General features: G+C 64.0%; 25 protein-coding genes. 10 read left to right on the top strand and 15 right to left on the bottom strand.

What is annotated here, in order from left to right; translation table 11 throughout:
* The first annotated feature begins 1 nt into the window (after window position 1).
* From GJ695_RS05305 to trxC, 5 genes are all read left to right on the top strand, one after another.
* Window positions 2–1,633, top strand: a complete 1,632-nt coding sequence (locus GJ695_RS05305) for an OFA family MFS transporter (RefSeq protein ID WP_154362626.1) — start codon at window positions 2–4, stop codon at window positions 1,631–1,633.
* A 64-nt stretch (window positions 1,634–1,697) separates the two neighbouring features.
* A complete protein-coding gene (locus GJ695_RS05300; protein WP_154362624.1) occupies window positions 1,698–2,576 on the top strand; it encodes an ABC transporter ATP-binding protein in 879 nt (292 codons plus the stop codon).
* Window positions 2,573–4,162 (top strand): ABC transporter permease, encoded by a 1,590-nt coding sequence (locus GJ695_RS05295; RefSeq protein WP_154362622.1) that lies wholly within the window; start codon window positions 2,573–2,575, stop codon window positions 4,160–4,162. Before GJ695_RS05300 ends, GJ695_RS05295 begins: the two co-directional genes overlap by 4 nt.
* Before the next feature lie 112 nt (window positions 4,163–4,274).
* Entirely contained in the window at window positions 4,275–4,892 is a 618-nt protein-coding gene (locus GJ695_RS05290; RefSeq protein WP_154362620.1) for a phasin family protein, read from the top strand.
* A 123-nt stretch (window positions 4,893–5,015) separates the two neighbouring features.
* Window positions 5,016–5,474: a thioredoxin TrxC gene (gene trxC, locus GJ695_RS05285; protein WP_154362617.1), complete on the top strand. Its 459-nt coding sequence runs from the start codon at window positions 5,016–5,018 to the stop codon at window positions 5,472–5,474.
* Here trxC and GJ695_RS05280 read toward each other — a convergent pair whose 3' ends face one another.
* Genes GJ695_RS05280 through dctP form a run of 10 tightly spaced genes read right to left on the bottom strand, consistent with a single transcriptional unit; the run spans window position 5,475 to window position 14,550 of the window.
* Complete coding sequence (locus GJ695_RS05280; protein WP_154362616.1) at window positions 5,475–6,377, bottom strand: ACP S-malonyltransferase; 903 nt, start codon at window positions 6,375–6,377, stop codon at window positions 5,475–5,477.
* Window positions 6,374–7,402: a triphosphoribosyl-dephospho-CoA synthase gene (locus tag GJ695_RS05275; RefSeq protein WP_229261278.1), complete on the bottom strand. Its 1,029-nt coding sequence runs from the start codon at window positions 7,400–7,402 to the stop codon at window positions 6,374–6,376. Before GJ695_RS05275 ends, GJ695_RS05280 begins: the two co-directional genes overlap by 4 nt.
* Window positions 7,399–8,049 carry a malonate decarboxylase holo-[acyl-carrier-protein] synthase gene (mdcG, locus tag GJ695_RS05270; RefSeq protein WP_229260471.1) on the bottom strand — a complete coding sequence of 217 codons (651 nt, stop codon included), beginning with the start codon at window positions 8,047–8,049 and terminating at the stop codon, window positions 7,399–7,401. The genes GJ695_RS05275 and mdcG overlap by 4 nt, the downstream gene beginning before the upstream one ends.
* Complete coding sequence (gene mdcE, locus GJ695_RS05265) at window positions 8,033–8,749, bottom strand: biotin-independent malonate decarboxylase subunit gamma (protein WP_154362611.1); 717 nt, start codon at window positions 8,747–8,749, stop codon at window positions 8,033–8,035. The genes mdcG and mdcE overlap by 17 nt, the downstream gene beginning before the upstream one ends.
* Before the next feature lies 1 nt (window position 8,750).
* Window positions 8,751–9,653, bottom strand: a complete 903-nt coding sequence (locus GJ695_RS05260) for a biotin-independent malonate decarboxylase subunit beta (protein WP_154362609.1) — start codon at window positions 9,651–9,653, stop codon at window positions 8,751–8,753.
* Window positions 9,650–9,964: a malonate decarboxylase acyl carrier protein gene (mdcC, locus tag GJ695_RS05255; RefSeq protein ID WP_154362607.1), complete on the bottom strand. Its 315-nt coding sequence runs from the start codon at window positions 9,962–9,964 to the stop codon at window positions 9,650–9,652. The genes GJ695_RS05260 and mdcC overlap by 4 nt, the downstream gene beginning before the upstream one ends.
* A 12-nt stretch (window positions 9,965–9,976) precedes the next feature.
* Entirely contained in the window at window positions 9,977–11,629 is a 1,653-nt protein-coding gene (gene mdcA / locus GJ695_RS05250) for a malonate decarboxylase subunit alpha (RefSeq protein WP_154362605.1), read from the bottom strand.
* 1 nt (window position 11,630) lies between these two features.
* Entirely contained in the window at window positions 11,631–12,980 is a 1,350-nt protein-coding gene (locus tag GJ695_RS05245) for a TRAP transporter large permease (protein WP_154362603.1), read from the bottom strand.
* Window positions 12,977–13,540, bottom strand: a complete 564-nt coding sequence (locus GJ695_RS05240) for a TRAP transporter small permease (RefSeq protein ID WP_166455169.1) — start codon at window positions 13,538–13,540, stop codon at window positions 12,977–12,979. Before GJ695_RS05240 ends, GJ695_RS05245 begins: the two co-directional genes overlap by 4 nt.
* Window positions 13,537–14,550, bottom strand: coding sequence for a TRAP transporter substrate-binding protein DctP (gene dctP / locus GJ695_RS05235; protein ID WP_154362600.1), 1,014 nt, complete (start codon window positions 14,548–14,550; stop codon window positions 13,537–13,539). Before dctP ends, GJ695_RS05240 begins: the two co-directional genes overlap by 4 nt.
* Before the next feature lie 121 nt (window positions 14,551–14,671).
* Here dctP and GJ695_RS05230 point away from each other — a divergent pair, with 121 nt between their 5' ends.
* Window positions 14,672–15,334 (top strand): GntR family transcriptional regulator, encoded by a 663-nt coding sequence (locus GJ695_RS05230; protein ID WP_154362598.1) that lies wholly within the window; start codon window positions 14,672–14,674, stop codon window positions 15,332–15,334.
* Here GJ695_RS05230 and GJ695_RS05225 read toward each other — a convergent pair.
* Window positions 15,331–15,792 (bottom strand): RrF2 family transcriptional regulator, encoded by a 462-nt coding sequence (locus GJ695_RS05225; RefSeq protein ID WP_154362596.1) that lies wholly within the window; start codon window positions 15,790–15,792, stop codon window positions 15,331–15,333. The two genes, GJ695_RS05230 and GJ695_RS05225, sit on opposite strands and share 4 nt — an antisense overlap.
* Before the next feature lie 125 nt (window positions 15,793–15,917).
* Here GJ695_RS05225 and GJ695_RS05220 point away from each other — a divergent pair, with 125 nt between their 5' ends.
* Window positions 15,918–16,169 (top strand): hypothetical protein, encoded by a 252-nt coding sequence (locus tag GJ695_RS05220; RefSeq protein WP_154362594.1) that lies wholly within the window; start codon window positions 15,918–15,920, stop codon window positions 16,167–16,169.
* On the opposite strand, the gene GJ695_RS05215 is transcribed toward GJ695_RS05220, so the two are convergent.
* A complete protein-coding gene (locus GJ695_RS05215) occupies window positions 16,170–17,354 on the bottom strand; it encodes a multidrug effflux MFS transporter (RefSeq protein WP_154362592.1) in 1,185 nt (394 codons plus the stop codon). It lies immediately after the preceding gene.
* A gap of 149 nt (window positions 17,355–17,503) precedes the next feature.
* Here GJ695_RS05215 and epsC point away from each other — a divergent pair, with 149 nt between their 5' ends.
* Entirely contained in the window at window positions 17,504–18,427 is a 924-nt protein-coding gene (gene epsC, locus GJ695_RS05210) for a serine O-acetyltransferase EpsC (protein WP_154362590.1), read from the top strand.
* On the opposite strand, the gene GJ695_RS05205 is transcribed toward epsC, so the two are convergent.
* Window positions 18,424–19,086, bottom strand: a complete 663-nt coding sequence (locus GJ695_RS05205; RefSeq protein WP_154362574.1) for a hypothetical protein — start codon at window positions 19,084–19,086, stop codon at window positions 18,424–18,426. The two genes, epsC and GJ695_RS05205, sit on opposite strands and share 4 nt — an antisense overlap.
* 64 nt (window positions 19,087–19,150) lie before the next feature.
* On the opposite strand from GJ695_RS05205, the gene GJ695_RS05200 reads away from it, so the two are divergent.
* Both GJ695_RS05200 and GJ695_RS29570 read left to right on the top strand, forming a co-directional pair.
* Window positions 19,151–20,071 carry a phosphatase PAP2 family protein gene (locus GJ695_RS05200; protein ID WP_166455170.1) on the top strand — a complete coding sequence of 307 codons (921 nt, stop codon included), beginning with the start codon at window positions 19,151–19,153 and terminating at the stop codon, window positions 20,069–20,071.
* A gap of 44 nt (window positions 20,072–20,115) precedes the next feature.
* Window positions 20,116–20,484, top strand: a complete 369-nt coding sequence (locus GJ695_RS29570) for a YXWGXW repeat-containing protein (RefSeq protein ID WP_166455171.1) — start codon at window positions 20,116–20,118, stop codon at window positions 20,482–20,484.
* Here the strand turns inward: GJ695_RS29570 and GJ695_RS05190 are convergent.
* The gene (locus tag GJ695_RS05190) at window positions 20,442–21,791 is read right to left on the bottom strand and encodes an LLM class flavin-dependent oxidoreductase (protein WP_154362570.1); all 1,350 of its coding nucleotides are present in this window, start codon (window positions 21,789–21,791) and stop codon (window positions 20,442–20,444) included. The genes GJ695_RS29570 and GJ695_RS05190 overlap by 43 nt on opposite strands.
* Window positions 21,791–22,603, bottom strand: a complete 813-nt coding sequence (locus GJ695_RS05185) for a MetQ/NlpA family ABC transporter substrate-binding protein (protein WP_154362567.1) — start codon at window positions 22,601–22,603, stop codon at window positions 21,791–21,793. The genes GJ695_RS05190 and GJ695_RS05185 overlap by 1 nt, the downstream gene beginning before the upstream one ends.
* Window position 22,604 lies beyond the last annotated feature (1 nt).

The raw sequence follows: 22,604 nt of genomic DNA, 5'->3' as shown, positions 1-22,604 counted from the left end.
CATGGCTTTGTTTGATTTTCTGGAGAAGGAACGCACGGTTGCAGGCGCCGGTTTCAATCGCTGGCTGGTGCCGCCGGCGGCGCTGGCCATCCACCTCTGCATCGGCATGGCCTACGGCTTTTCCGTATTCTGGCTGCCGCTGTCCAAGGCTCTGGGCATCAAGGAAGCGCTGGCTTGCCCCGTAGATATCGGCCTGCTGGAGCGCATACTGTCGAGCAGCTGCGACTGGCAGATTTCGATGTTGAACTGGATGTACACCATGTTCTTCGTTTTCCTCGGCCTGTCCGCCTGGCTGTTCGGCGGCTGGCTGGAACATGCAGGCCCGCGCAAGGCCGGCGTGGTGTCGGCCGTGTGCTGGTGCGGCGGCCTGGTGATTTCGGCGCTGGGCGTCTACCAGCACCAGATCTGGCTGATGTGGCTCGGTTCCGGCGTCATTGGCGGCATCGGCCTGGGCCTCGGCTACATCTCGCCGGTGTCGACCCTGATCAAGTGGTTCCCGGACCGCCGCGGCATGGCGACCGGCATGGCCATCATGGGCTTTGGCGGCGGCGCCGTGATCGGCGCGCCGCTGGCCGACAAGCTGATGAAACATTTCGCCACGCCCGATTCGGTGGGCGTGTGGCAGACCTTCCTGGTGATGGCCGCCATCTACCTGGTCTTCATGCTGGCCGGCGCGCTGGCCTACCGCGTGCCGCCGACCGGCTGGAAACCGGCCGGCTGGACGCCGCCTGCCGCCAGCGGCAACGCGATGATCACCACCCGCCACGTCCACGCCAGCAAGGTGTGGGGCATTCCGCAGTTCTGGCTGGTGTGGTGGGTGCTGTGCCTGAACGTCACGGCCGGCATTGGTATTCTCGGCATGGCCTCGCCGCTGCTGCAGGAAATCTTCGGCGGCCAGTTGCTGAACCTGCCGCTGTCCTTCAATGAGCTGAACGCGGCGCAGAAGGCGCAGATCGCCGCGATTGCCGCCGGCTTCACCGGTCTGCTGTCGCTGTTCAATATCGGCGGCCGCTTCTTCTGGGCCTCGTGCTCGGACTTCCTGGGCCGCAAGGTCACCTACGGCATCTTCTTCGTGCTGGGACTGGCGCTGTACGCGTCGATTCCGACCATGGCGCACGGCGGCCACCTGGCGCTGTTCGTGATCTTCTTCTGCATCATCCTGTCGATGTACGGCGGCGGCTTTGCCACCGTGCCGGCCTACCTGGCGGATCTGTTCGGCACGCAGATGGTGGGCGCGATCCACGGCCGCCTGCTGACGGCATGGTCGGCGGCCGGCGTCTTCGGTCCGCTGCTGATCAGCGGCGTGCGCGAATACCAGATCGATCATGGCGTCGCCAAGGCGCAGGCCTACGACATCACCATGTACGTGCTGGCCGGCCTGCTGCTGCTTGGCCTGGTATGCAATCTGCTGGTGCGTCCGCTGGCCGACAGGCACTTCATGACCGACGCCGAACTGGCTGCCGAGAAGAAGCTGGCGCACGAACGCGACGCCGCCGCATCGACCGGCGCAGTGGTGGCGTCGAATGGCGTCACCAGTCCGGCGGCGGTGGCTTTCGGCTGGCTGGCGGTGGGTATTCCTCTCGCTATCGGGATAGCCATCACCGTGCAAAAAGCGTCGGCGCTGTTTAAATAACAAGGTAGAATAAATCTCCAGCTTGCGGGGCCGGAGACGGCCCCGTTTTCATTTCAGGAGTGCCATGCTCGAACTACGCAATGTTGTGAAGACCTTTGGTAAGAATGTCCGCGCGGTGGACGACGTCAGCCTGGATCTGCCGGCCGGCGTGGTGGGTTTGATCGGCCATAACGGCGCCGGCAAGACCACGCTGATGCAGATGATCGCCACCATCGCCAGGCCGACCAGCGGCCAGATCCTGTTCGACGGCGTGGACATCGTAAAAAAGCCGGAAGCCATGCGCACGCGGCTCGGCTTTCTGCCGCAGGACTTTGGCGTCTATCCCAATTTGAGCGCACTGGAATTCATGCAGTATTTCGCCGCGCTGAAAGGCGTGCGCGATCCGGCCCGCATCCGCCGGCTGCTGGAAGTGGTCAACCTGCACGACCATGCGCACCGCCAGGCGGCCGGTTTTTCCGGCGGCATGAAGCGCCGCCTCGGCATCGCCCAGGCGCTGCTCAACGATCCGGATGTGCTGATCGTCGACGAGCCGACCGCCGGTCTGGACCCGGAAGAGCGCCTGCGCTTCCGCCACCTGCTGTCGGAGATCGGCTTCCGCAAGCTGGTGATCGTATCGACCCACATCGTCTCCGACATCGAAAACATGGCGGGCCGGCTGGCGATCATGAACCAGGGCCGGCTGGTGGCCTGCGATACGCCGGACAGCTTTGTGCAGCGCGCGCGCAACCAGGTGTGGTCGGTGACGGTAGCTCCAGAGGATTACGAAGCGCTGCGCAAGCAGGTACAGGTGCTGCAGGCGCAGCGCCACGCGGACGGCATCATGCTGCGCATCGCCCATCCTTCATCGCCGCTGGCCGGCGCGGTGCCGGCCGAGCCGACGCTGGAAGAAGCCCTGATGACGCAGCGCTACGCGGTGCGCGACAACGCGGAACTGGCGGCATGACGCCGGCCTTCACGCCCTGGTCCGGCGCGGCGCTCAAGGCGCTGCTGCTGACGGAAGTGCGGCTGCGCATGCGGCGCGTCGGCACGCTGGTGGCGGTGCTGGCGCTGATCGTGCTCACCTGGCTGATGGTCGGCGATCCGGAACAGGGGCAGGCGATGATCGTCAGCGACGGCGCGCGCGTGGCCTACACCAGCAGTTGCCTGGCCATCGGCAGCGCGGCGCTGACCGGATTGTTCTTCGGCCTGGCCGGCTTCTATCTGGCGCGCGGCCGCATGAACGAGGATGTGCGCAGCGGCATCGGCGCGGTGCTGGCCGCCACGCCGCTGGCTTCCGGCGTGTTCCTGCTGGGGCGCTGGCTGGGCAATGTCGCCTATCTGTGCGGGCTGCTGCTGATCTTCCTGGCCACCATGCTGGTGCTGCATCTGCTGCGCGGCGAAGGGCCGATCCAGCTCGGGATTTATCTCCAGACCTATGCGCTGGCGCTGCTGCCGCTGGTGTTCTTCACCGCCGCCATGGTGTTGCTGTTCGAGGCCTGGCCGCCATTGATGGGCAAGGGCGGCGACGTGCTGTATTTCTTCATCTGGGTGGCGCAACTGGCGGCCGGCGCGGCCGGCGCCGTGGGTCATCAGGCGTGGACGCCGGCGTTGTTGCTGGACTTCTCCGGCATCGGCGCCATCATCGGCGCGATCCAGTCGGTGCTGCCGTCGCAAGGCCTGATCGTCGGCGGCGGCACCTTCGACATCACCAGTTCGGCGGTGCTGCTGCCGGACGGCCTGTGGACGGCGCAGATCATCTGGACCCGCGTCGGCAGCGCGCTGTTGGCGCTGTTGCCTCTGCTGCTGGCGATAGCCCTGTTCCACCGCTTTTCGCCGGACCGCGTCAAGGTGCGCGCGCAGCGTGGCGGCTGGTCGCCGCTGGCGCTGCTCAATGGCTGGCTGCGGCCTTGCGCGCGGCTGGCGCGTCCGCTGTTTGGCTGGTCGGCGCGCATCCCCGGCGTCGGCGGCCGCGCGCTGGCCCTGCTGGCGCTGGTGCTGGTGACGAATCCAGCGGCTGTCGTGGCGGCGCTGGTGCTGCTGGCATGGGGCTGCGTTGCCGACAGCGCGGCGCTGGGCGCGGTGGTCACCGCCGCCATCGCCGTCTGGGGCATCCTGGCCAGCGAAATCAGCGTGCGCGACAGACAGTACGACGTGGACGCGCTGAACGCGGCGACGCCGGGCGGCCGCGAGCGCGCCTACACGGCGCAATGGCTGAGCGCCATGCTGCTGGCGCTGCTGTTCACCGCGCCGGTGCTGGTGCGCTGGCTGGCGACCACGCCGCTGCGCGCGGCCGCGCTGCTGGGCGGCGCGCTGGCCCTGTCGGCGGCGGCCGGGCTGCTGGGCAGCTTGAGCCGGACAGCGCGCACCTTCCTGGCGCTGTTCCTGTTCGGCATGTATGTGGCGACGCAGGCGCGGACTGTGCCGGTGCTGGACGCGGTGGGTTTCAACGGTGTCGCGACTTTTCCGACAGTCACGGGATATTTTCTGACAGGCATATTCCTGTTTGCCTGCGGGTTGTTGATTGAATCGCTCCGCCAGGGTGGGAAGTAGGCCACGTTTGACGCAGATCAAACGCGGCAAATCGAGCTAACGTAGCCTTGTCGTTCGCGCTGCATTCCGCGGCGTGGACAACTTCCAGGCACCTTACTTTCGAGGCAAATCTATGTACCCATTTTCCCAAACTGTCACCCCAGCCGCTAAAACCCACATGGAGGCGCAACTGTCGTTCTTTAACGATATGTCCAAGTCCCTGTTCCGCACCGTTCAGCAGTACAGCGACCTGAACATTCAACTGGCGCAAACCCTGCTGGAGGAAACCACGCAGGCCGGCCAGCAGGTCATCACCTCGCACCGCGCCACCGAAGCGCTGGCCGCCGCCGCCGCGCATGCCCAGCCCACCGCTGAAAAACTGCGCTCGTACCAGCAGCACCTGTCGCGCATCGCCGCCGACACCCAGGTGGACCTGTCCAAAGTCGCCGAAGAGCACATTCAGGAAACCAGCCGCACCGCCAAGGCCCTGGCCGACGAAGTGGCGCGTGTGACCTCGGAAGAAACGGAAAAAACGCTGCGCAGCCATCAGGACGCAGTGGAGAAATTCACCGATCCGTTCCGTACCGATGGCTCCCGCTACACGCGTGGCAGCCAGTCGCTGCAAAGCGGCCAGAACGGCACCGAAAGCCGTGAAAGCGGTAACCTTCAAGGGCAGGCCACCCAGGCCCAAACCGCCGCCCAAGCTGCCTCCCAGAGCAGCAAGCAGACTGGCGCTCGTAAAGAGACCTGATTGCCACCCATAGCAGCGTAAGCCCTGATTGGCCGCACGCGCGAAGCAATTTCGCGTGGCGCGGCATTTTTTTCGTCCCTGGATTATCATGTTCAGCTCGTAGTCAGCTGTCTGGAGATGAACATGACGAGTAGTACCAACGCGCAGCCGGAGTCGCTGCATATAGTCTGTCCGCACTGCGATGCGGTCAATCGCGTGCCGGCCGCCAAACTGGCGGCCGAGCCGGTGTGTGGCAAGTGTCAGAAGGCGCTGTTCACCGGCGCGCCGGTGGATTTGACCAGCGCGCGCTTCCTCAAGCATATCGAACGCAGCGACATTCCGGTGCTGGTGGATTTCTGGGCGCCGTGGTGCGGTCCGTGCCGCACGATGGCGCCGTTTTACGCGCAGGCCGCGCAGCGCCTGGAGCCGCAGTTCCGCGTGGTGAAGGTGGATACCGAGCAGGCGCAGGATCTGGCGGCGCGCTATGCGATCCGCAGTATTCCGACGCTGGCCCTGTTCAAGGGCGGGCGCGAAGTGGCGCGGCAGCCGGGCGCGATGGATGCGTCGAACATCATGGCGTGGGCGACGCAGAACAACCGCTGATCAGTCTTCGGTTGCGCGGTCCAGCCATTTGCGGATGCCATCCAGCGTGCGGAAATCGGCCACCGAACGGGTGGCAATGTGCGGATGGCGGTTTTGCAGCATGCGGGAGAGGGCGGCGCCGGGGCCGAGTTCCAGCGCCACGGTGATGCCGGCTTCGGCGGCGGCGTCCATGCAGCCGAGCCAGCGGATTTTTTCGGCCAGTTGGCGCGAGAGGGTGTCGATGGCGCGCGGCTTGTCTTCGACTGTCGTTGCATCCACGCCGGCCAGCACCGGCGCCTGCATGGGCTGGAATGGTGTGGCGCGCAGCGCGTCTTCGAATGGCGTTACTGCGCTTTGCATGTAGGTCGTGTGCGAGGCGACTTCGACCGGCAGGCGGCGGCTGCGCGCGCCGCTTGCCTCAATCGCCTGTTGTAGCGCTTCCGTCTGCGCGGCGGGGCCGCCGACGATGCAGGTGTCTTCTCCCGTTTCTATGCTGATGTGGAAGCCGTGGGCGGTTGCCAGCGCTTCGGCATTTGCCAGCGTTATGCCGGTAATACTGAGCAGTGCCTGGCCTGGCGCGGCCTGCTGGCACGCGTCCATCAATTGCGCGCGCTGTGCCGCCAGGGCGATGCCCTGTGCCGGCGTAATGGCGCCAGCGACGCCGTACGCGGATAGCTCGCCGATGCTGTAGCCGGCCACCAGTGCCGGCGACGGCGCGAAGTCGCGGATGGCTTCCCACATGCCGAGCGTGGCGGCCACGATCAGCGGCTGGGCGTTACGGTTGGCGAAGATGTCGCCGTCGGCCCGCACGGCGAGTTGGTCGAGCAGGTCGCTTGCCGCATCACTCGTGCGCGCGAGGCTGAACATGTCCGTGTGCTGGTCGCCCTGGCCGGGGCACAGCAGCAGCAGTCGTGCGCGGCTCATTTGTCGTCCAATGCCGCGATGGATTGCACCAGGCAGCAAGCCGCCAGCAGGTCCGCCGCGCCGCCGGGCGAGAGCCGGTGCTGCATGAAGATGTGGTGGCTGGCGATGGCCTGTTCGCGCCAGCTGGCGTGCGCGGTGCCGCCCTGCGCAAGAAAGCTTTCAGCATGATCGCGCACGATCTGCGCGCCTCGCGGCCCGGCGCGGTGATAGACGTTGCTGTCGCTGATGTGGGCCATCAAGGTATACAGCGTATCGACGCGCTCCTCGGTGACGGTGGCGCCACGGGCCCGCGCGGCCAGCAGGGCAGGGAGTCCGACCTCGAACACCGAAGGCAATCCCAACGCGCCTTCCTCCCGCGCGCCACTCGCCGCATACCGCGCCGCCACACGCAAGCCGTTACTCAGCGGCTCCGCCACCACCTCCTGCGCTGGCGCTGTCGCTGCCTCCGCCGTTCCGTCACGCGACGGCGGAATTGATGCAGCTTTGTTGGCGGTCGCCTGGCTGTTGGCGGCAGGCGCCGCGTGCATGGCGAGTTCTTCGCCCCAGCGTATCAGCATCGCGGCGCGGAGGGCGGCGGGTGTCATTGGCGTGCCTTGCGCGCGGGCGCGGCCGGCGGTGGCGCACAGCAGGCCGAGGCTGAAAATAGCGCCGCGATGCGTGTTGATGCCGCGCGTCGCTTGCAGCATCGCCGTCTCCGCCGCAATGCCCAACTGCTTGAGCTGTGCAAACGGCGCATCGTTCAATCCTGCCAAACAGATTTTTCTGAAGTAGTGACGCAGCGAGAACAGGCTGCGCATGAACGTCCCCGCATCCATATCGTCATGACTGCCATTGTCCACCGGCGACACCAGTCCCGGCTTCGGATACAGGCACAACTCCGCATGCAAGCTGCGCACCGCCAGCCGCGCCACCTCGCGCGCAAACGCCAACTTCTGCGAGCGACCCAGCGGAGTGGCTGGCGTGACAGGCGAGCTCAGTGCCGCGCCGCTTACCCCCAGCATGCGGATAGCCGCCGCGCGCATCATGCCGGCTCCAGGGTCGCCAGCAGCGACGCGGTATCAGCCAGGCGCACCGTCTGCAATTCCTTGACCATCACCTTGGCCGGATGCGCCATGGCCATCCGCCACTCCTTCCACGATACCGCCGCGCCGCCGGGAAAAACAATCTCGCCATCCAACGGCAGGCGCTCTCCGTGCCGCGCCAGCAGCGCAACGCCTTCCGCCAACTGATCCCGGCTGGCAGGATGAAACAGCACATCCACATCCGAAGCCGGCGACACATACTGCAAACCGGTCAAGGACTGCATCGCCAGCGAACCATATACACGCAATTGCAGGGGCCCGGCTTCATCGCACAACGCCGCAAAATGCGCTCCTGCGGACCGTAGCTCCATCGCAGGCGCCACCTTGCAGATGTCCGCGACGCGCGCTCGCAGTCCGATCCGAACCTTCTGGCCAGTCTCCGCATGTGGCGGCAGCGGCAGGCCAAGACTAATCTCGTCGGCCGCGGCATTCGCCTCCAGACGACGCACGACAACCGGCCAGTCCTGGCTCTCCCACAGCGCCAGCGCGGTCTTGTGTTCATCGCGCGCAGCGGCAATCGCGGCGTGCCAACCTGCTGCGGTCAGCCACACCAGCATATGCCGCTCGAAGTCTTTATGCACGTTGAACATGGCCGCCAGACAGTACCGCATCGATCACCGGCTGCGCCCAGCGACGCCCGCCACGCTGCAAGCCCAATGCGCTGCGCTGATCGCCCGCGACAGGCTGCGCCAGCGCGGTACGCAAATGCTCCGCCAGATCGCCATTCCAGATCGATTCCAGACCGCCCATGCGCAGATAATTTTCCGGCCCCGGCGCAAACACCGGATTGCTCTGGGCCAGCTCGGTCAACACTTCTTCCGGCACCTTGGTGATGCGCGCCATCGCCGGCAAGCCCATCACGCGGATGGTCGCATCCGGCAGCGCGTGACAGGCATCCGCCATCAAGCCGCTGGTGATAAACCCGCCGGAGAGCGCCTGGTCGTACACCAGACCGATAATCTTGTGTCCTTTGCGCCGTGCCAGATCCACGCACTTGCCCAGGTGCGCCATGTAGCTGTTAATGCCCAACATCTCATCGCGATGGCGCAGGCGCTGGCCCTGCGTATCGATCAGCATCAGGATCGGCCGGCCAGGGAAATCGCGCACCGTGCGCAGGATCGCCTGCGCCTGCGCCAGGGCGATCTCCACACCAATCGGCGTATGCCCGGTGGTGCCGATCACCGCCACAGATTGTCCTTCCACCTGCGCGCCGCCGCTCAAAAACTCATTTTTCTCGACGATCGTGTGACCTTGCGGGAACAGCGTATCAGCCAGTTTTTTCCAGTCCATTTCAGACTCCCTTGCGGTGCGTTGCCGCCGCCGCGATAAAGCTGTCCACGTCCAGCATCGGAATATTTTCCGCATCCGCCATCCGCATCGCGCTCCAGATATCGATCGGATCGTGCAGGGCGCCGAAGCTGTTCAGGCGATCCTCCAGCATCTTCTGCTCGGCCTCCAGCGCTTCCAAGGTCAAGCCGGTCGCGCCGCCTGCCAGCGCGGCAACCGCATCCTGCGCCGCGGCGCGGAACGCCGCCACGTCGTCGGCCACGATGCGCTGACAGTCGCCCAGCAGATAGCGGTGCTTGCCGCCGGTCGTGCGCCACACCAGCGCGCGGTCGCGCGAATCGAATTCCTCGACGCCGTTGGCGGTTTCGATCACCTCGGGGCCGGACATCGCCAGCCGCGCTTCCTCCGACATGACAACCACATTGGCGCAACGCGTTACAATGCCCATGCCGCCGAACGCGCCATTGGCGCCGCCCACCAGCACAACCACCGCCACGCCGGCATCGCGCGCATCGAGCAGGGCGCGCATCACTTCCGACACCGCGATCAAGCCGGCGTTGGCCTCGTGCAGGCGCACGCCGCCCGATTCCACCAGCAACACCACGGCCGCCACCTTGTCGGCCACCGCCTTGCGCAGCAGACCAACCAGCTTGGCGCCGTGCACCTCGCCGACCGCGCCGCCCATGAAGGCGCCTTCCTGCGCCGCAACGTACACCGGCACGTCGCCAAGCAGCGCGCGGCCGATGGCCACGCCGTCGTCAAACGCCACCGGCGCGTTCAGCTGTGCCAGGTGAGGGCTGGTCACGCGCTCATACGGCGGAATGAATTCCTCGAAACTGCCGGCGTTGAACAGATGCTGCAAGCGTTCGCGCGCGGTCGCTTCCTGATAGCTGACAGCGCGGCTCATGGCGCGTCTCCCAGCATGGTCTGCACCGCCTGGTCCATGCGCAGGCTGACAACGGCGGGCGTGGCGCCCATGTCATTGATGGAGATGCGGGTGTCGGCCAGCAGCCAGCGTGCGTGGAAGTCGCGCATCACCGCTTCCCAGATCGGGCCGAAGCCGACAGCGGCGGTGGTGATCTCGATGCTGCACGCGCCATCCAGCGCCGCCGGCTCGATCAGCACTTCCAGGTTGCCGGAGCCGACCACGCCCACCACTTCCGGCGGCGCGGTCAGGCGGTGCGTGCCGTTTTCAAATCGATAGTTCAAGGTTTCCATCTTCGTGCTCCTTTACCAGTTGCGGAAACGCTTGGGCGGATTGTACAAACCGCCCGATGCGCGCACCAGGTCTTTCATATTGCGTGCGGCCAGCAGGTCGCGCGTGGCCAGGCGCTTGTCGATGCCCAGGTCTTCCGCCCGCGTGATGATGCCACGGTCGCGCAGGTTTTCCACCATGCGCGCGTCGCGGCCCAGACCCACCGGCGTGTAGCCCGCCACGCCGCGTATCGCCTGCTCGCGTTCCTCGTCGGTGCGGCACAGCAGCAGGTTGGCGATGCCTTCCTCGGTCAGAATGTGAGTGACGTCGTCGCCGTAGATCATCACCGGCGGGATGGCCATCTTGGCCTGCTCCATCAGCTCCCATGCGTCCAGCTTTTCAACGAAGGCCGGCTGCATGTGCTCGCGGAAGGTTTCGACGATCTGCACCACCAGCTTCTGGCCGCGCGGGATGGTGTTGCGGCCTGCGCGTGCCTGTTCGCCGGCCTTCAGCCACGCCGGACTGGCGTGACGCCGTCCACGCGCATCGGCACCCATGTTGGAGGCGCCGCCGAAGCCGGAAATGCGGCCCGCCGTCGCGGTGGACGAGTTGCCCTGCAAATCGATCTGCAAGGTCGAGCCGATAAACATGTCGCAGGCATAGTGACCTGCAGCCTGGCACATCGCGCGGTTGCTGCGCATGGTGCCGTCCGGGCCGATCGCAAACACGTCCGGCCGCGCATGGATGTATTCTTCCATGCCCAGTTCCGAACCGAAGGAATGGATGGAGGTGACGAAGCCCGCTTCAATCGCCGGTATCAGCGCCGGGTGCGGATTCAGCGCCCAGTGCTTGCCGATCTTGCCGCGCAGGCCAAGCGACTCCGCATAGGTCGGCAGCAGCAGCTCGATGGCGGCGGTGTCGAAGCCGATGCCATGGTTAAGCCGCTGCACCTCGTATTCGGCGTAGATGCCCTTGATGGCCATCATCGCCATCAGCACCTGGATTTCCGAGATCTGCGCCGGATCGCGCGTGAACAGCGGTTCGATGTAATAAGGACGCGGCGACTGCACGACGAAGTCCACCCAGTCGCCCGGCACGTCCACGCGCGGCACCTTGTCCACGATCTTGTTCACCTGGACGATGACGATGCCTTGCTTGAACGCCGTCGCTTCCACGATGGCCGGCGTATCCTCGGTATTCGGCCCGGTGTACAGGTTGCCGTCGCGGTCCGCCGCTTCCGCCGCGATCAGGCACACACGCGGCGGCAGGTCGATGAAGTAGCGGCTGAACAGTTCCAGATAGGTGTGAATGGCGCCGATATTCAGCTTGCCGGCCGACGCCAGCCGCGCCACGCGCGCCGCCTGCGGACCGGAGAACGAAAAATCCAGCCGCGAAGCGACGCCGCGCTCGAAGACATCCAGATGCTCCGGCAGCGCCAGCACCGACTGCAGCATGTGCAGGTCGTTGACGCGCTCCGGATTCAAATGGGCCAGCGCATGGCCGAGAAAATCGGCCTGCTTCTGGTTATTGCCTTCGAGGCAAACGCGGTCGCCGCATTCGATGACCGCATGCAGCAGATCGGCGATGCGCGCGGACGGCAGGCTTTTGCCATCCAGTTCATTGCCCAACGCCGTACGGGCGCGCTGCAATCGCGCTTCGCGATTTTGCTGCAAGGTGTTCCAGGACATTTTATTTTGCTCCCATAATCATGTCAGGCAGGCCGGTTGCGATCGATGGGAAGACGCACAGCAGCAGCACCGCCAGCACCATCAGCAACAGGAAGGGGAACACGCCCCAGATCACATCCTTCAAAGGAATGTCCGGCGCGATGTTCTTGATGACGAATATATTCAGTCCCACCGGCGGATGGATCAGGCCCATCTCCATCACCACCGTCATGACGATGCCGAACCAGATCAGATCGAAACCGGCCTCGCGCAGCGGCGGCAGGATGATCGGCGCCGTCATCAGGATGATCGACACCGGCGGCAGGAAGAAGCCGAACACGATCACCATGCACAGGATCACCGCCAGCAGCACCCATTTCGACAGGTGCAGGCTGACCACCCACGCGGCGGCCGACTGGCTGATATGCAGGTAGCTCATCACGTAGGAATACAGCAGCGACATGCCGATGATCAGCAGCAGCATGGTCGATTCCTTGATCGACGAGCCCAGGATAGGCGACAGGTCTTTCGGCTTCCACACGCCGTAGATCACGGCCAGCAGCGCCAACGCCAGCAGCGCGCCCAGGCCCGCCGTTTCCGATGGGGTGGCGAAGCCGCCGTACAGCGCCACCATCACGCCGATCAGCAGCACGATGAACGGCAGCACGCGCGGCAGCATTTCCACTTTTTCCTTCAGGGTGAAATGCTCGTCTTCCAGGTAGGCCGATTTCTCGCCGCCTTTTTCGTAGATCTCCAGCGCCATGCGGTATTCCTTGCGGGCGCGGTAGACGGCGTAGCCGGCAAACAGCACCACCAGCAGGATGCCGGGGCCTATCCCGGCCAGGAACAGGCGGCCCAGCGACTGCTCGGCGGCGACGGCGTACAGGATCATGGTGATCGACGGCGGCAGCAGAATGCCCAGCGTGCCGCCGGCGGCGATGATGCCGGCCGCGAAGCCCGGTGAGTAGCCGCGCTTGCGCATCTCCGGAATGCCGGCCGAGCCGATGGCCGAGCAGGTGGCAGGCGAGGAGCCGGCCATGGCCGCGAACAGCGCGCAGGCAAATACGTTGGCGATGCCGAGGCCACCGGGGATCTTGTGCATCCACGTGTGGATGGCGGAGTACAAGTCCCGGCCCGCCGGTGATTTGCCGATGGCCGCGCCCTTCAGGATAAACAGGGGAATCGACAGCAGCGTGATCGACGCCATCTCTTCGTAGACGTTCTGCGTGACCGTGTCCAGCGAGGACGGCGGCATGAAGAAGTACATAAAGCCGGTGGCCACGATGCCCAGCGCGAATGCGATCGGCATCCCGGAGAACATCACCACCAGCGTGACGGCGCCATACAGCGCGCCCAGGGTCAGGTCACTCATGCTGCGCGCTCCGATGCAGGTTTGTTGGTCATGCGGGCCAGCGTTTGCAGCAGCAGTTGCAGCGTCAGCAGCGTCATGCCGGCGGCCATCATCGAGTACGGAATCCACAGCGGCGGCGCGAAGGTGGAGGAGGTGGTCTGTCCATCCACCCAGGCTTCGTGGAACAGCATCCACGATTTCCAGGTGAAGAAGGCGCAGAACAGCGTCGACGCCAGGTCCACCACGAACAGCCGCACCGCATTCACGCGGCGCGGCAGCAGGCCCGCCACCGCTTCGATGCCGATATGGCCGCGATGGAACTGCACATAGGCGGTGGTGAAGAAGGTGACGCCGACCAGCATGAATACCGAGGCCTCGTCCTGCCAGTCGGTGGGCGCGCTGAAGAAGTAGCGCGACACCACCGAGTAGGTCAGCACCAGCGCGGTCAGCACCAGTGCGATCATGGACAGCGTCATCAGCAAGCGATTCAGCTTGTCCAGTGCCGCCGTCAGCGCCGCGATGACGGCGTTGTCCGGCGGCGCAGGACCGCGCGACGGCGCGATGTCTACGCCGTGGCTCACAGCGTTTTCTCCGCCAGTTTCAGCAGGTTGGCGCAGCTGGCGTTCTTCTCGCTGAAGTCCTTCCAGGCGGTGGCGCGGGCGATGGCCTGCCATTTCTGCAGCGAGGCCGGCGTCATGTCGACCACCTTGGCGTTGGCTTTCTGGTAGACCACGGCCACTTGCTGGTCATCTTCCTTCGATGATTTGAGCGCGAAGGCTTCCAGTTCGGCGCCGACGGTCAGGATCAGCTGCTGCTGGTCCTTCGGCAGCTTGTCGAACACGGTGCGCGACATCATCAGCGGTTCCAGCATGAACCAGTAGGAGCCGCCGCGCGCGGTGGTCAGCGCTTTCGAGACTTCCTCAAGGCGGAACGAGATCAGCGAAGTGGAGGAGGTCAGTGCGCCTTCCATCGCGCCGGTCTGCATGGCGGCGTAGATTTCATTGGACGGCAGCGTGACCACGGCGGCGCCGGCGGCCTTCAGCATCATGTCCATCTCGCGCGAACCGCCGCGGATTTTCATGCCCTTGGCGTCGTCCGGATCGACCACTGGCTTGCCGCGCGAGGCCATGCCGCCGCCTTGCCAGATCCAGCTCACCATCACGATGCCCTTGTCGTACAGGATGCGCGACAGTTCCTTGCCCACTTCGGCGTTCTTCCAGCCGTAAGCCTGTTCGTAGGAGGTGACCAGGCCGGGCATCAGGCCGATGTTCACTTCCGGGACTTCGCCGCCGGCATACGACAGCGGCACCAGCGACAGGTCCAGCGCGCCCTTGCGCATGGCGGAGAACTGGGCGTTGGTCTTCATCAGCGAAGAGCCGGGATAGATCGAAAACTTCAGCGCACCCTTGGAGCGCTTTTCCACTTCGGCGGCAAACATGCGGGACAGGCGGTCACGGAAATCGCCTTCGGTGATGGTGCCGCCGGGGAACTGGTGGGAAAGCTTGAGCGCGGTTTGCGCCCAGGCTGGTTGCAACAACAAAGGGCTGGCTGCCAGAGCTGCTAGTACGGACCTGCGGGTGATAGCGGTCATACGTCCTCCAAGGGTTGATGTGCGGAAATATTATCGTTATCGCATTCCATATGCAATAAGCTTTTTCGTGTATACAAGAATAGCGGTTGCGCATACGTTGTCAAGCGATATAATGGGAGGCATGACAACTCATTCCGCTACTCTCCGCGAGCAAATCGAAGAAATGATTGCCGTGGGCGAGCTCAAACCCGGCCAGCATCTCGATGAAACCGAGCTGGCGACGCGCTTTGGCGTGTCGCGCACGCCGATCCGTGAGACCTTGATTCAGCTGTCTTCCATGGGCTTGGTGGTGATACGGCCGCGCCGTGGCGCCATCGTTGCCGAACTGGGGCCGCAGCAGCTGGTGGAGATGTTCGAGGTGATGTCGGAACTGGAGGCGGTCTGCGGCCGCCTGGCCGCGCGGCGGATGACGCCCGACGAACAGAAATCGCTGCTGGCCGCGCACCAGGCCTGCCAGGCCGCGCTCGATGCGCAGGAGCCGGACGAGTATTACTACAAGAACGAGATCTTCCACGAGGCGATTTACGCCGGCAGCCACAATCAGTTTTTGATCGAGCAGACGCGCGCGCTGTACCGCCGCCTGCGTCCCTACCGCCGCCTGCAACTGCGCGTGCGCAACCGGCTGGCCAATTCCTACCACGAGCATGACGGCGTGGTGCAGGCCATCCTGGACGGCGACGGCGAGCGCGCGGCGCATCTGCTGCGCGAGCACGTGATGATCCAGGGCCAGCGCTTCTCGGATTTAATGGCGTCACTGCCGCAGCTGCGGCAGGATGCCGCCTAGTGCGATTTGACTGAGTTGCGGATGATCCGCACCGGCTTGCTCTGCGAGTGCACCGGGTCGCCCGGCAGCATGTCGGCCAGCGTTTGCTGATCGAGGACGTTGAGGAAGGCCTGGGTGGCGTCGTTCAGCGTGTGTTTCAGCTTGCAGTCGGGCGTCAGCGGACAGGTGTCGGTGGCGCGGTCGAAGCATTCGGCCATGAAGAAATCGGTCTCGGTGGAGCGTACCAGTGCGCCGATGTTGATGTCCTTCGGCTCCTTTCCAAGACGCAGCCCGCCATTGCGGCCGCGTACCGTCTCCACCAGGCCGGACAGGCCCAGTTGGTAGACCACCTTCATCAGGTGGTTTTTTGAAATCACATGCAGATCGGCGATATCCTGGATGGTAACCAGGCGATCCCGATTGGCCGCCAGATAGAGCAGCGTGCGCAGTGAATAATCGGTAAAAGAGGTAAGGCGCATTCGTGGTTCTGGCTTAAGGCAGATGAATGCATCATTTTACATGCTAGTGAGTTATCTTGCGTACCGACCCCTGGCCACGCCGGGTGCATACTGTCGGCATGGACAGGATCAGCCAAGGAGGGCGTATGGATAACGAAGATGAGCGTCGCCGCTTTATCAGCGAATTGTGGCAGCGTTTCGAGCAATTGCAGGCCTGGGCCGTGGAGAACTGGCCGGACAAGGACAATCCGCTGTCGAGCGCGGACTTTGTTGAATCCCGCAAGGAGATACTGGGTCTGCGCAATCCCGCCCAGGCGCCCGGTGGTTCATCATCCGAGCGTGAACCGGAGCAGGGCGGGGCGCAGTATATCGACCTGAATCCCGCGCCCTGGCCCTGATCAGTCGTGCGTGACCGGCGTGCCGGTCTGCGCCAGCAGCCACGCGATCACGCTGAGCACCAGGCTGGCGAGCACGCCCCAGGCCAGATTCAGCGCGCTATCGAACAGCAGCGGCGCCACCAGCCCGGACACCAGCGCAAACAGCAGCATCTGGATAAACGACTGCATCGACGACGCCAGGCCGCTGTTGTTCGGGAAGTACTCCAGCGCGATCATCGACAGCGGCGTCATGGCCAGCGCCAGGCCGAAGGAATAGATAAACAGCGGCATCACCGCCCACGGCACCGCCGCCACGAAGAACAGGTTGTAGCCGACGTTGATTACGCCGGCGACTATCATGATCGCAAAGCCCAGCCACACCTGCGCCTTGCGCGAGTAGCGGTGTGCGAATTTTCCCGACAAGGCCGAGCCGACCACCATGCCGCTAATCAGCGGCACGAACATCCACGCAAACGCGGTTTCCGGCAGGTGCAGAATGTGCATCACGAAGTAGGCGGCCGAACCGATGTACAGCGCCACGCCCGCAAAGCACATGCCGACGGCCACCGCCAGCAGCAGGAAGTGCTGATGGCACAGCACCTTCCAGTAGTTTTTGGCGATCACGCCCAGGTGGAACGGATGACGATCCTTGACGGCCAGGCTTTCCGGCAGCGCGCGCAGCACCGCCACCAGCATGATGACGCCGAAGGCGCTGAGGAACCAGAAGATCGAGCGCCAGCCGAAGCTCACCTGCAGCCAGCCGCCCAGCACCGGCGCGATCGCGGGCGCCAGGCCGAACACCATCATGATGTGCGACAGGATTTTCTGCGCCTGGATGCCGTCGAAGCGGTCCAGCACAATCGCGCGGCCCACCACCGAACCGGCGCCGGCCGCCAGGCCCTGCACCACGCGGCAGGCCAGCAGCACGCCGATCGACGGCGCCATCGCCGCCACCACCGACGCCGCGATATACAGCACCAGCGACACCACGATCACCGGACGACGGCCGAACGAATCGGACAGCGTGCCGTAAAAGAGCATCATGAACGCGAAACAGAACAGGAACATCGACAGCGTCTGCTGCACCAGCAGCGGGCTGGCGTCAAAGGCCACGGTAATGGCGGGGAAGGACGGCAGATAGGTATCGATGGCGAGCGGACCGACCATCGTCAGGCCGGCCAGCAGCAGCGTCAGCAAAATATTCATGAATAGCGTATTGTTCGTTGGACCCGGCATTTTACGCGATATGCGCATGCCGCATAAGAAAGGCTGAAATCATTCGTTTGCCTGCGCGAACAGGGTGGTTATGCTGCACGGTGGGTGACTACGCCCATGCTTTTCGAATTCGAGACAATATGACTAGAGATACTTTTGACGGCACTTCCGTCAAGCCTTCGCACTGGAACCTGGCCAGCGTGATCGAGCAACTGCGTGTGTCGCGCGAGGCCACGCACAACATCCGTCACCATGGCCGCGTGCGCGAACTGCCGTCGCGCGAGGCGCTGACCATCATCGTCAACGGCCTGCAGGCGGCGCTGTTCCCCACGCATTACGGCCGTCCCAACCTCACTGACGAGAGCATCGACTTCTTCGTCGGCGATACCCTGACCACCACCTTGAACCGCCTGGCCGAGCAGGTGCGGCGCGGTTTGCAGTTTTCGTCCGAGGACGCGATTCCAGACGAAGACGCGCTGACCAGGCAGGCGCACGACATCACGCGCCAGTTCGCGGCGGAGCTGCCGCAAGTGCGCGGCCTGCTGGTATCCGACGTGCAGGCGGCGTTTTCCGGCGATCCTGCGGCGACGTCGGTGGCCGAGATCATGCTGTGCTATCCGGGCACCATCGCGATTCTGTATTACCGCCTGGCGCACAGCCTGCATCGCCTTGGCTCGCCGTTCCTGGCGCGGCTGATTTCCGACATCGGCCATTCGCTGACCGGGATCGACATCCATCCGGGCGCGCAGATCGGCGCCAGTTTCTTCATCGACCACGGCACCGGCGTGGTGATCGGCGAAACCGCCATCATCGGCCAGCGCGTGCGCTTGTACCAGCATGTTACGCTGGGCGCCAAGCGCTTCCCGGCGGACGAGCAGGGCGTGTTGATCAAAGGCGTGCCGCGCCATCCGATCGTGGAAGACGACGTGGTGATCTACGCCGGCGCGACGATTTTGGGCCGCATCACCATTGGCGCCGGCTCCACCATCGGCGGCAATGTGTGGCTGACGCAGAGCGTCCCGCCGGGCAGCAACGTCTCGCAGGCGCAGATGCGCAACGACTAATCCATCGCCGCCATCGGCTGCACGCCCAGTCTTTCGAGTTGCGCTTCGACTTCCGGCGCGGCGTGCAGCAGGATGCCGTACGGCTCCTGCGATGTGTGCTTCTTATAGAGCAGCGTAAAGCCGTCGCCTTGCAGCTGCACGCCTTTCAGCCCGAGCGTCCATCGCAGCCTGGCCTTGTCGCCGGTGATGCACGTGTAGGCGACTTTATCTTCGAAAAACCGGTATTCCGCATCGAACGGCAGCGCTTTTTTCGCTGTTTTGAGGACGCGGTTGGCCGTGCCTCTGGCGATCCGGTAGTGAAACGCCGGTCGGCGCCTGTTCTGCGCCGCTTCGATTGCTGGAAGATAGTAGGTCAGCACCATGGTGGCTATAAAGAACACAGCAAACAGCAGTTCCAGCCGGTAGCCACGATAGGGGATGCCGCCGGCTGCCGCCATCAAGGCCGACACGATCAATCCTGTTGCGCCAAGCCCATAGATAATCTTCTGCATCCCGGGATGCGGCTTTGGCAGATACTTCAGTATGCGACTGACCCTGCGTCGATGCAGCACTTCCAGTCTGGCGCAGGACATGGCAATCACGGCGGCGTGCATGCGCTCCCATTCGGCGGCATCGACAGACGCGCGGACGCGCAACAACGGTTCGGCGGGATTATCCATATAGAGAGGAATTTGTCATACAATCCGGTATTGTAAATTTACCATGCAGGGGAATGTCGCACGTATGATGCTGCCAGCGCCGGACTATCGTGGCCTGAGGGCGCTGTCCCTGGTATCCGCCATTTATCTGATCCTCATGCTGGCCTGGGGCTATCACGCACATTGGGCTTTGCGCGACGGTGAGCGGGCGGCGATCCTTCTCGCGGTGGTGCTGTCGTTTCTGACGCCGCTGGTATTCCCTCGATGCTGGCGTAGCGCCCGCGTGCGCAGCATGCTGCTGACCTACGTCGCGCTCATCGTCTTCAGTAATTTTTCGGCGGCGCTTGGCTATTTTCTGGTCACCACCGATGCGCCGCTGGTGGATGCGACGTTGTCGCGCTGGGATATCGCACTGGGATTCGACTGGGTGGCCTACTGCCGCTGGATACAGCAGCATCCATGGGCGGACCTGTGGCTGAAGTACGGCTACAAGAGTTTTATCGTGCAGTTTCCGTTGATGGTGATCTACCTGTCGCTGACGCGGCGCTTCAAGCAGCTGTCCGACTTTTGCGGCGGCATGGTCGTCAGCATGATCATCACCCACATCAGCAGCTGGCTTTATCCGGCCGCCGGCGCCGGCAAATACTACGCTTCGCAATTGGCGGTGGACATGTCGGGACTGAGCGACTTTGAACCGCTGCGCTCCGGCGCATTGCGCACCGTCGACCCGACGGCCCTGCAAGGACTGATCTCGATCCCTTCCTATCACACGGTGCTGGCGGTCCTGTTCACCTGCGCGTTCTGGCGTACCCGGCTCGCATGGCCGGTGCTGCTGGTGAACATCAGCATGATCCTGGCGACGCCGAAGTTCGGCGGCCATTACGTCGTCGACGTGATCACCGGCGCGATGACCGTGGCGGTGTCGATCGCGCTCTGGCGCAAAATTACATTTACTTACGCCGGAAACCTGCTTTATACATCGGATTCGTCGACTCAGGCGTTATAGGTGCTGGCGCGGCAATCGCCGCATCAACACCGAGGACTCTGAACATGACAAAGAAAATAATCATCGCGGCGGCTATCGCCATCGCCTTAAGCGGCTGCACCACCGTCGTCAAGGAACGCGTGGTGGTCCACGACCATCCAGCCACCGTGCGCTATGCACCGGCGCCGATCCAGGAAGTGATACCGCCATCGCCGGCCTCCGGCTATGCCTGGGTCCAGGGACACTGGGCGTGGCGCGACCATGGGTGGCAATGGCAGCGGGGCTATTGGTATCAAGGACCGGCGCGTCCTATGCCTGCGCTGATCGTCGAGCAGATCACGGTCGCGCCCAGCCCTTCACATTACTGGGTGCCCGGCCACTGGGCCTGGCATCACAACGAATGGGAATGGACGCGCGGACGCTGGGAGCGTTGAAACAGCTTCTCGCGTAGGGTGCCGGCGTCATACTCCTGGCGATAGCGGCCGCGCCGCTGAAGTTCCGGCACGACCAGATCCACCACGTCGCGCATGCTTTCGTGGGCCACGGCGAAGGCGAGATTGAAACCGTCGATGCCGGTGTCGTCCTGCCAGGCTTCAAGCTGGCTGGCGATCTGCGACGGATCGCCGACCAGCACCGGTCCGCGTCCGCCAAGGCCGATGAACTGCGCCGCCTCACGCACGGTCCAGCGGCGGTCCGGGTCGGCCTGGCTGAAGGAGGCCAGCGCCGAATGGCCGGCGTCGGAGTCGATGTATTCGATGGTCGCGTCCAGCGGGAACTTGCTGAAGTCGACGCCGGTCCAGCCGGACAGCAGCGCCAGTGCGGCTTCGATGTCGATGTGGCGCTTGTATTCTTCGTGCTTGGCGCGCGCTTCGGCTTCCGTCGGCGCGGTGATGATCAGCGCCTGGGCGTAGATTTTGAGGTCGTCGCCATCGCGGCCGGCTGCGCGCACGGCGGCACGCAGGTCATCCGCATACTTCTTCACCACTTTTTTGCTTGGTCCGCTGACGAAGGTGCATTCCGCGTGCTGCGCCGCGAACGCCGTGCCGCGCGGCGAGGTGCCTGCCTGGTACAGTAGCGGCGTGCGTTGCGGCGATGGCTCGCACAGATGAAAACCGGGCACCTTGTAGTACTTGCCTTCATGGTTGATCGGATGGATGCGCGACGGATCGGCGTAGACGCCGCGTTCCTTGTCGTTGACCACTGCGCCATCTTCCCAGCTTTGCTCCCACAACTTGTAGACCACTTCCATGTATTCGTCGGCGAGGTCGTAGCGTTCGTCGTGGCTCAGTTGCTGGTTCAGCCCGAGGTTGCGCGCCGCGCTGTCGAGGTAGCCGGTGACGATGTTCCAGCCGATGCGGCCGCGCGTCAGGTGGTCCAGCGTCGAGATGCGGCGGGCGAAGATGTAGGGATGCTCATACGTCAACGCGCACGTCACGCCGAAGCCGAGGTGTCTGGTGGCCTGCGCCATCAGCGGCACCAGCGCCAGCGGATCGTTCAGCGGCACCTGCACGCCGTGGCGGATGGCCGCGTCGGCGCTGCCCTCGAAAACGTCGTAGACGCCCAGTACGTCGGCCAGGAAGATGGCGTCGAAGCGGCCACGTTCCAGCAGTTGCGCCAGTTCGGTCCAGTGGTCCGGTTCTTTGTAGCGGTGGCTGTTGTCGCGCGGGTGCGTCCACAGTCCCGGCGACTGGTGGCTCACCGTGTTCATCTGAAAGGCGTTGAAGCGTATAAGTTTCGGCATTACTTTTCCAGCGCGAGCTGATAGTCGGTCTTGGCGTAGTCGGCGAAGTACTTGTTGGTCACGGCGAGGAATTCGCGCGAGCGGTAGGCCGCGACGATATCCTTGGCGAACTGCTTGTCCTTGTCGGCGGTGCGCACGGCTACCAGGTTGGCGTAGGACGGCGAGATTTTTTCGGTGATCAGCGCATCCTTCAGCTTCAGGCCGGAGGCCAGCGCGTAGTTACCGTTGACGAAGGCGTAGTCGGCGTCCTGCAATGAACGCGGCAGCTGTGCGGCTTCCAGCGGCAGCAGCTTGATTTTCTTGATGTTGGTGGCGACGTCTTTTTCCGATGCCTTCAGCGGATCGGTTTTTTCGCGCAGCTTGATCCAGCCCAGTTGATCCAGCAGCACCAGTGCGCGCGCCTGGTTGGTCGGGTCGTTCGGCAGGGCGATGGTGGTGCCTTCCTTGACGTCGTTCAGCGTCTTGTGTTTCTGGCTGTAGAGGGCGATCGGCGCGGTCGGGATCTTGATCAGTTCGGACAAGGCCAGCTTATGGTCGGTCGAGAACTTGGTCAGGTAGATGCTGTGCTGGAAGACGTTGGCGTCCAGCGAGCCTTCGGCCAGCGCGTAATTGGGCTGGACGTAGTCGTTGAATTCCACCAGCTTGACTTTGTAGCCCTGTTTTTCCAGGATCGGCTTGATGCCGAATTTGATCTGGTCCGCGTAGGGGCCGGAGCTGGTGCCGATGACGATTTCCTTCTGGTCTTTGGCGTAGGCGGAGAGGCTGATTGCGGCGGCGACGGCGGCCAGCAGCAGGTTGCGGCGAGTGTTCATG

This window comes from Duganella alba (assembly GCF_009674495.1).
Lineage (GTDB): Bacteria > Pseudomonadota > Gammaproteobacteria > Burkholderiales > Burkholderiaceae_D > Rugamonas > Rugamonas alba.
The sequence above is the reverse complement of the archived record's forward strand: the minus strand, read 5'-3'. Positions and strand labels throughout refer to the sequence as shown.

Bases quoted from the DNA above. Each gene is read 5' to 3' on its own strand.
- GJ695_RS05220 (WP_154362594.1), top strand. From the start codon at position 15,918: ATGGATAACGAAGATGAGCGTCGCCGCTTTATCAGCGAATTGTGGCAG.
- mdcG (WP_229260471.1), bottom strand. From the start codon at position 8,049: ATGTTCAACGTGCATAAAGACTTCGAGCGGCATATGCTGGTGTGGCTG.
- mdcC (WP_154362607.1), bottom strand. From the start codon at position 9,964: ATGGAAACCTTGAACTATCGATTTGAAAACGGCACGCACCGCCTGACC.
- GJ695_RS05190 (WP_154362570.1), bottom strand. From the start codon at position 21,791: ATGCCGAAACTTATACGCTTCAACGCCTTTCAGATGAACACGGTGAGC.
- GJ695_RS05260 (WP_154362609.1), bottom strand. From the start codon at position 9,653: ATGAGCCGCGCTGTCAGCTATCAGGAAGCGACCGCGCGCGAACGCTTG.
- GJ695_RS05280 (WP_154362616.1), bottom strand. From the start codon at position 6,377: ATGAGCCGCGCACGACTGCTGCTGCTGTGCCCCGGCCAGGGCGACCAG.
- GJ695_RS29570 (WP_166455171.1), top strand. From the start codon at position 20,116: ATGACAAAGAAAATAATCATCGCGGCGGCTATCGCCATCGCCTTAAGC.
- GJ695_RS05225 (WP_154362596.1), bottom strand. From the start codon at position 15,792: ATGCGCCTTACCTCTTTTACCGATTATTCACTGCGCACGCTGCTCTAT.
- GJ695_RS05185 (WP_154362567.1), bottom strand. From the start codon at position 22,603: ATGAACACTCGCCGCAACCTGCTGCTGGCCGCCGTCGCCGCCGCAATC.
- GJ695_RS05245 (WP_154362603.1), bottom strand. From the start codon at position 12,980: ATGAGTGACCTGACCCTGGGCGCGCTGTATGGCGCCGTCACGCTGGTG.
- GJ695_RS05215 (WP_154362592.1), bottom strand. From the start codon at position 17,354: ATGAATATTTTGCTGACGCTGCTGCTGGCCGGCCTGACGATGGTCGGT.
- GJ695_RS05300 (WP_154362624.1), top strand. From the start codon at position 1,698: ATGCTCGAACTACGCAATGTTGTGAAGACCTTTGGTAAGAATGTCCGC.
- epsC (WP_154362590.1), top strand. From the start codon at position 17,504: ATGACTAGAGATACTTTTGACGGCACTTCCGTCAAGCCTTCGCACTGG.
- GJ695_RS05230 (WP_154362598.1), top strand. From the start codon at position 14,672: ATGACAACTCATTCCGCTACTCTCCGCGAGCAAATCGAAGAAATGATT.
- dctP (WP_154362600.1), bottom strand. From the start codon at position 14,550: ATGACCGCTATCACCCGCAGGTCCGTACTAGCAGCTCTGGCAGCCAGC.
- mdcE (WP_154362611.1), bottom strand. From the start codon at position 8,749: ATGGACTGGAAAAAACTGGCTGATACGCTGTTCCCGCAAGGTCACACG.
- trxC (WP_154362617.1), top strand. From the start codon at position 5,016: ATGACGAGTAGTACCAACGCGCAGCCGGAGTCGCTGCATATAGTCTGT.
- GJ695_RS05275 (WP_229261278.1), bottom strand. From the start codon at position 7,402: ATGATGCGCGCGGCGGCTATCCGCATGCTGGGGGTAAGCGGCGCGGCA.
- GJ695_RS05305 (WP_154362626.1), top strand. From the start codon at position 2: ATGGCTTTGTTTGATTTTCTGGAGAAGGAACGCACGGTTGCAGGCGCC.
- GJ695_RS05295 (WP_154362622.1), top strand. From the start codon at position 2,573: ATGACGCCGGCCTTCACGCCCTGGTCCGGCGCGGCGCTCAAGGCGCTG.
- mdcA (WP_154362605.1), bottom strand. From the start codon at position 11,629: ATGTCCTGGAACACCTTGCAGCAAAATCGCGAAGCGCGATTGCAGCGC.
- GJ695_RS05290 (WP_154362620.1), top strand. From the start codon at position 4,275: ATGTACCCATTTTCCCAAACTGTCACCCCAGCCGCTAAAACCCACATG.
- GJ695_RS05205 (WP_154362574.1), bottom strand. From the start codon at position 19,086: ATGGATAATCCCGCCGAACCGTTGTTGCGCGTCCGCGCGTCTGTCGAT.
- GJ695_RS05200 (WP_166455170.1), top strand. From the start codon at position 19,151: ATGATGCTGCCAGCGCCGGACTATCGTGGCCTGAGGGCGCTGTCCCTG.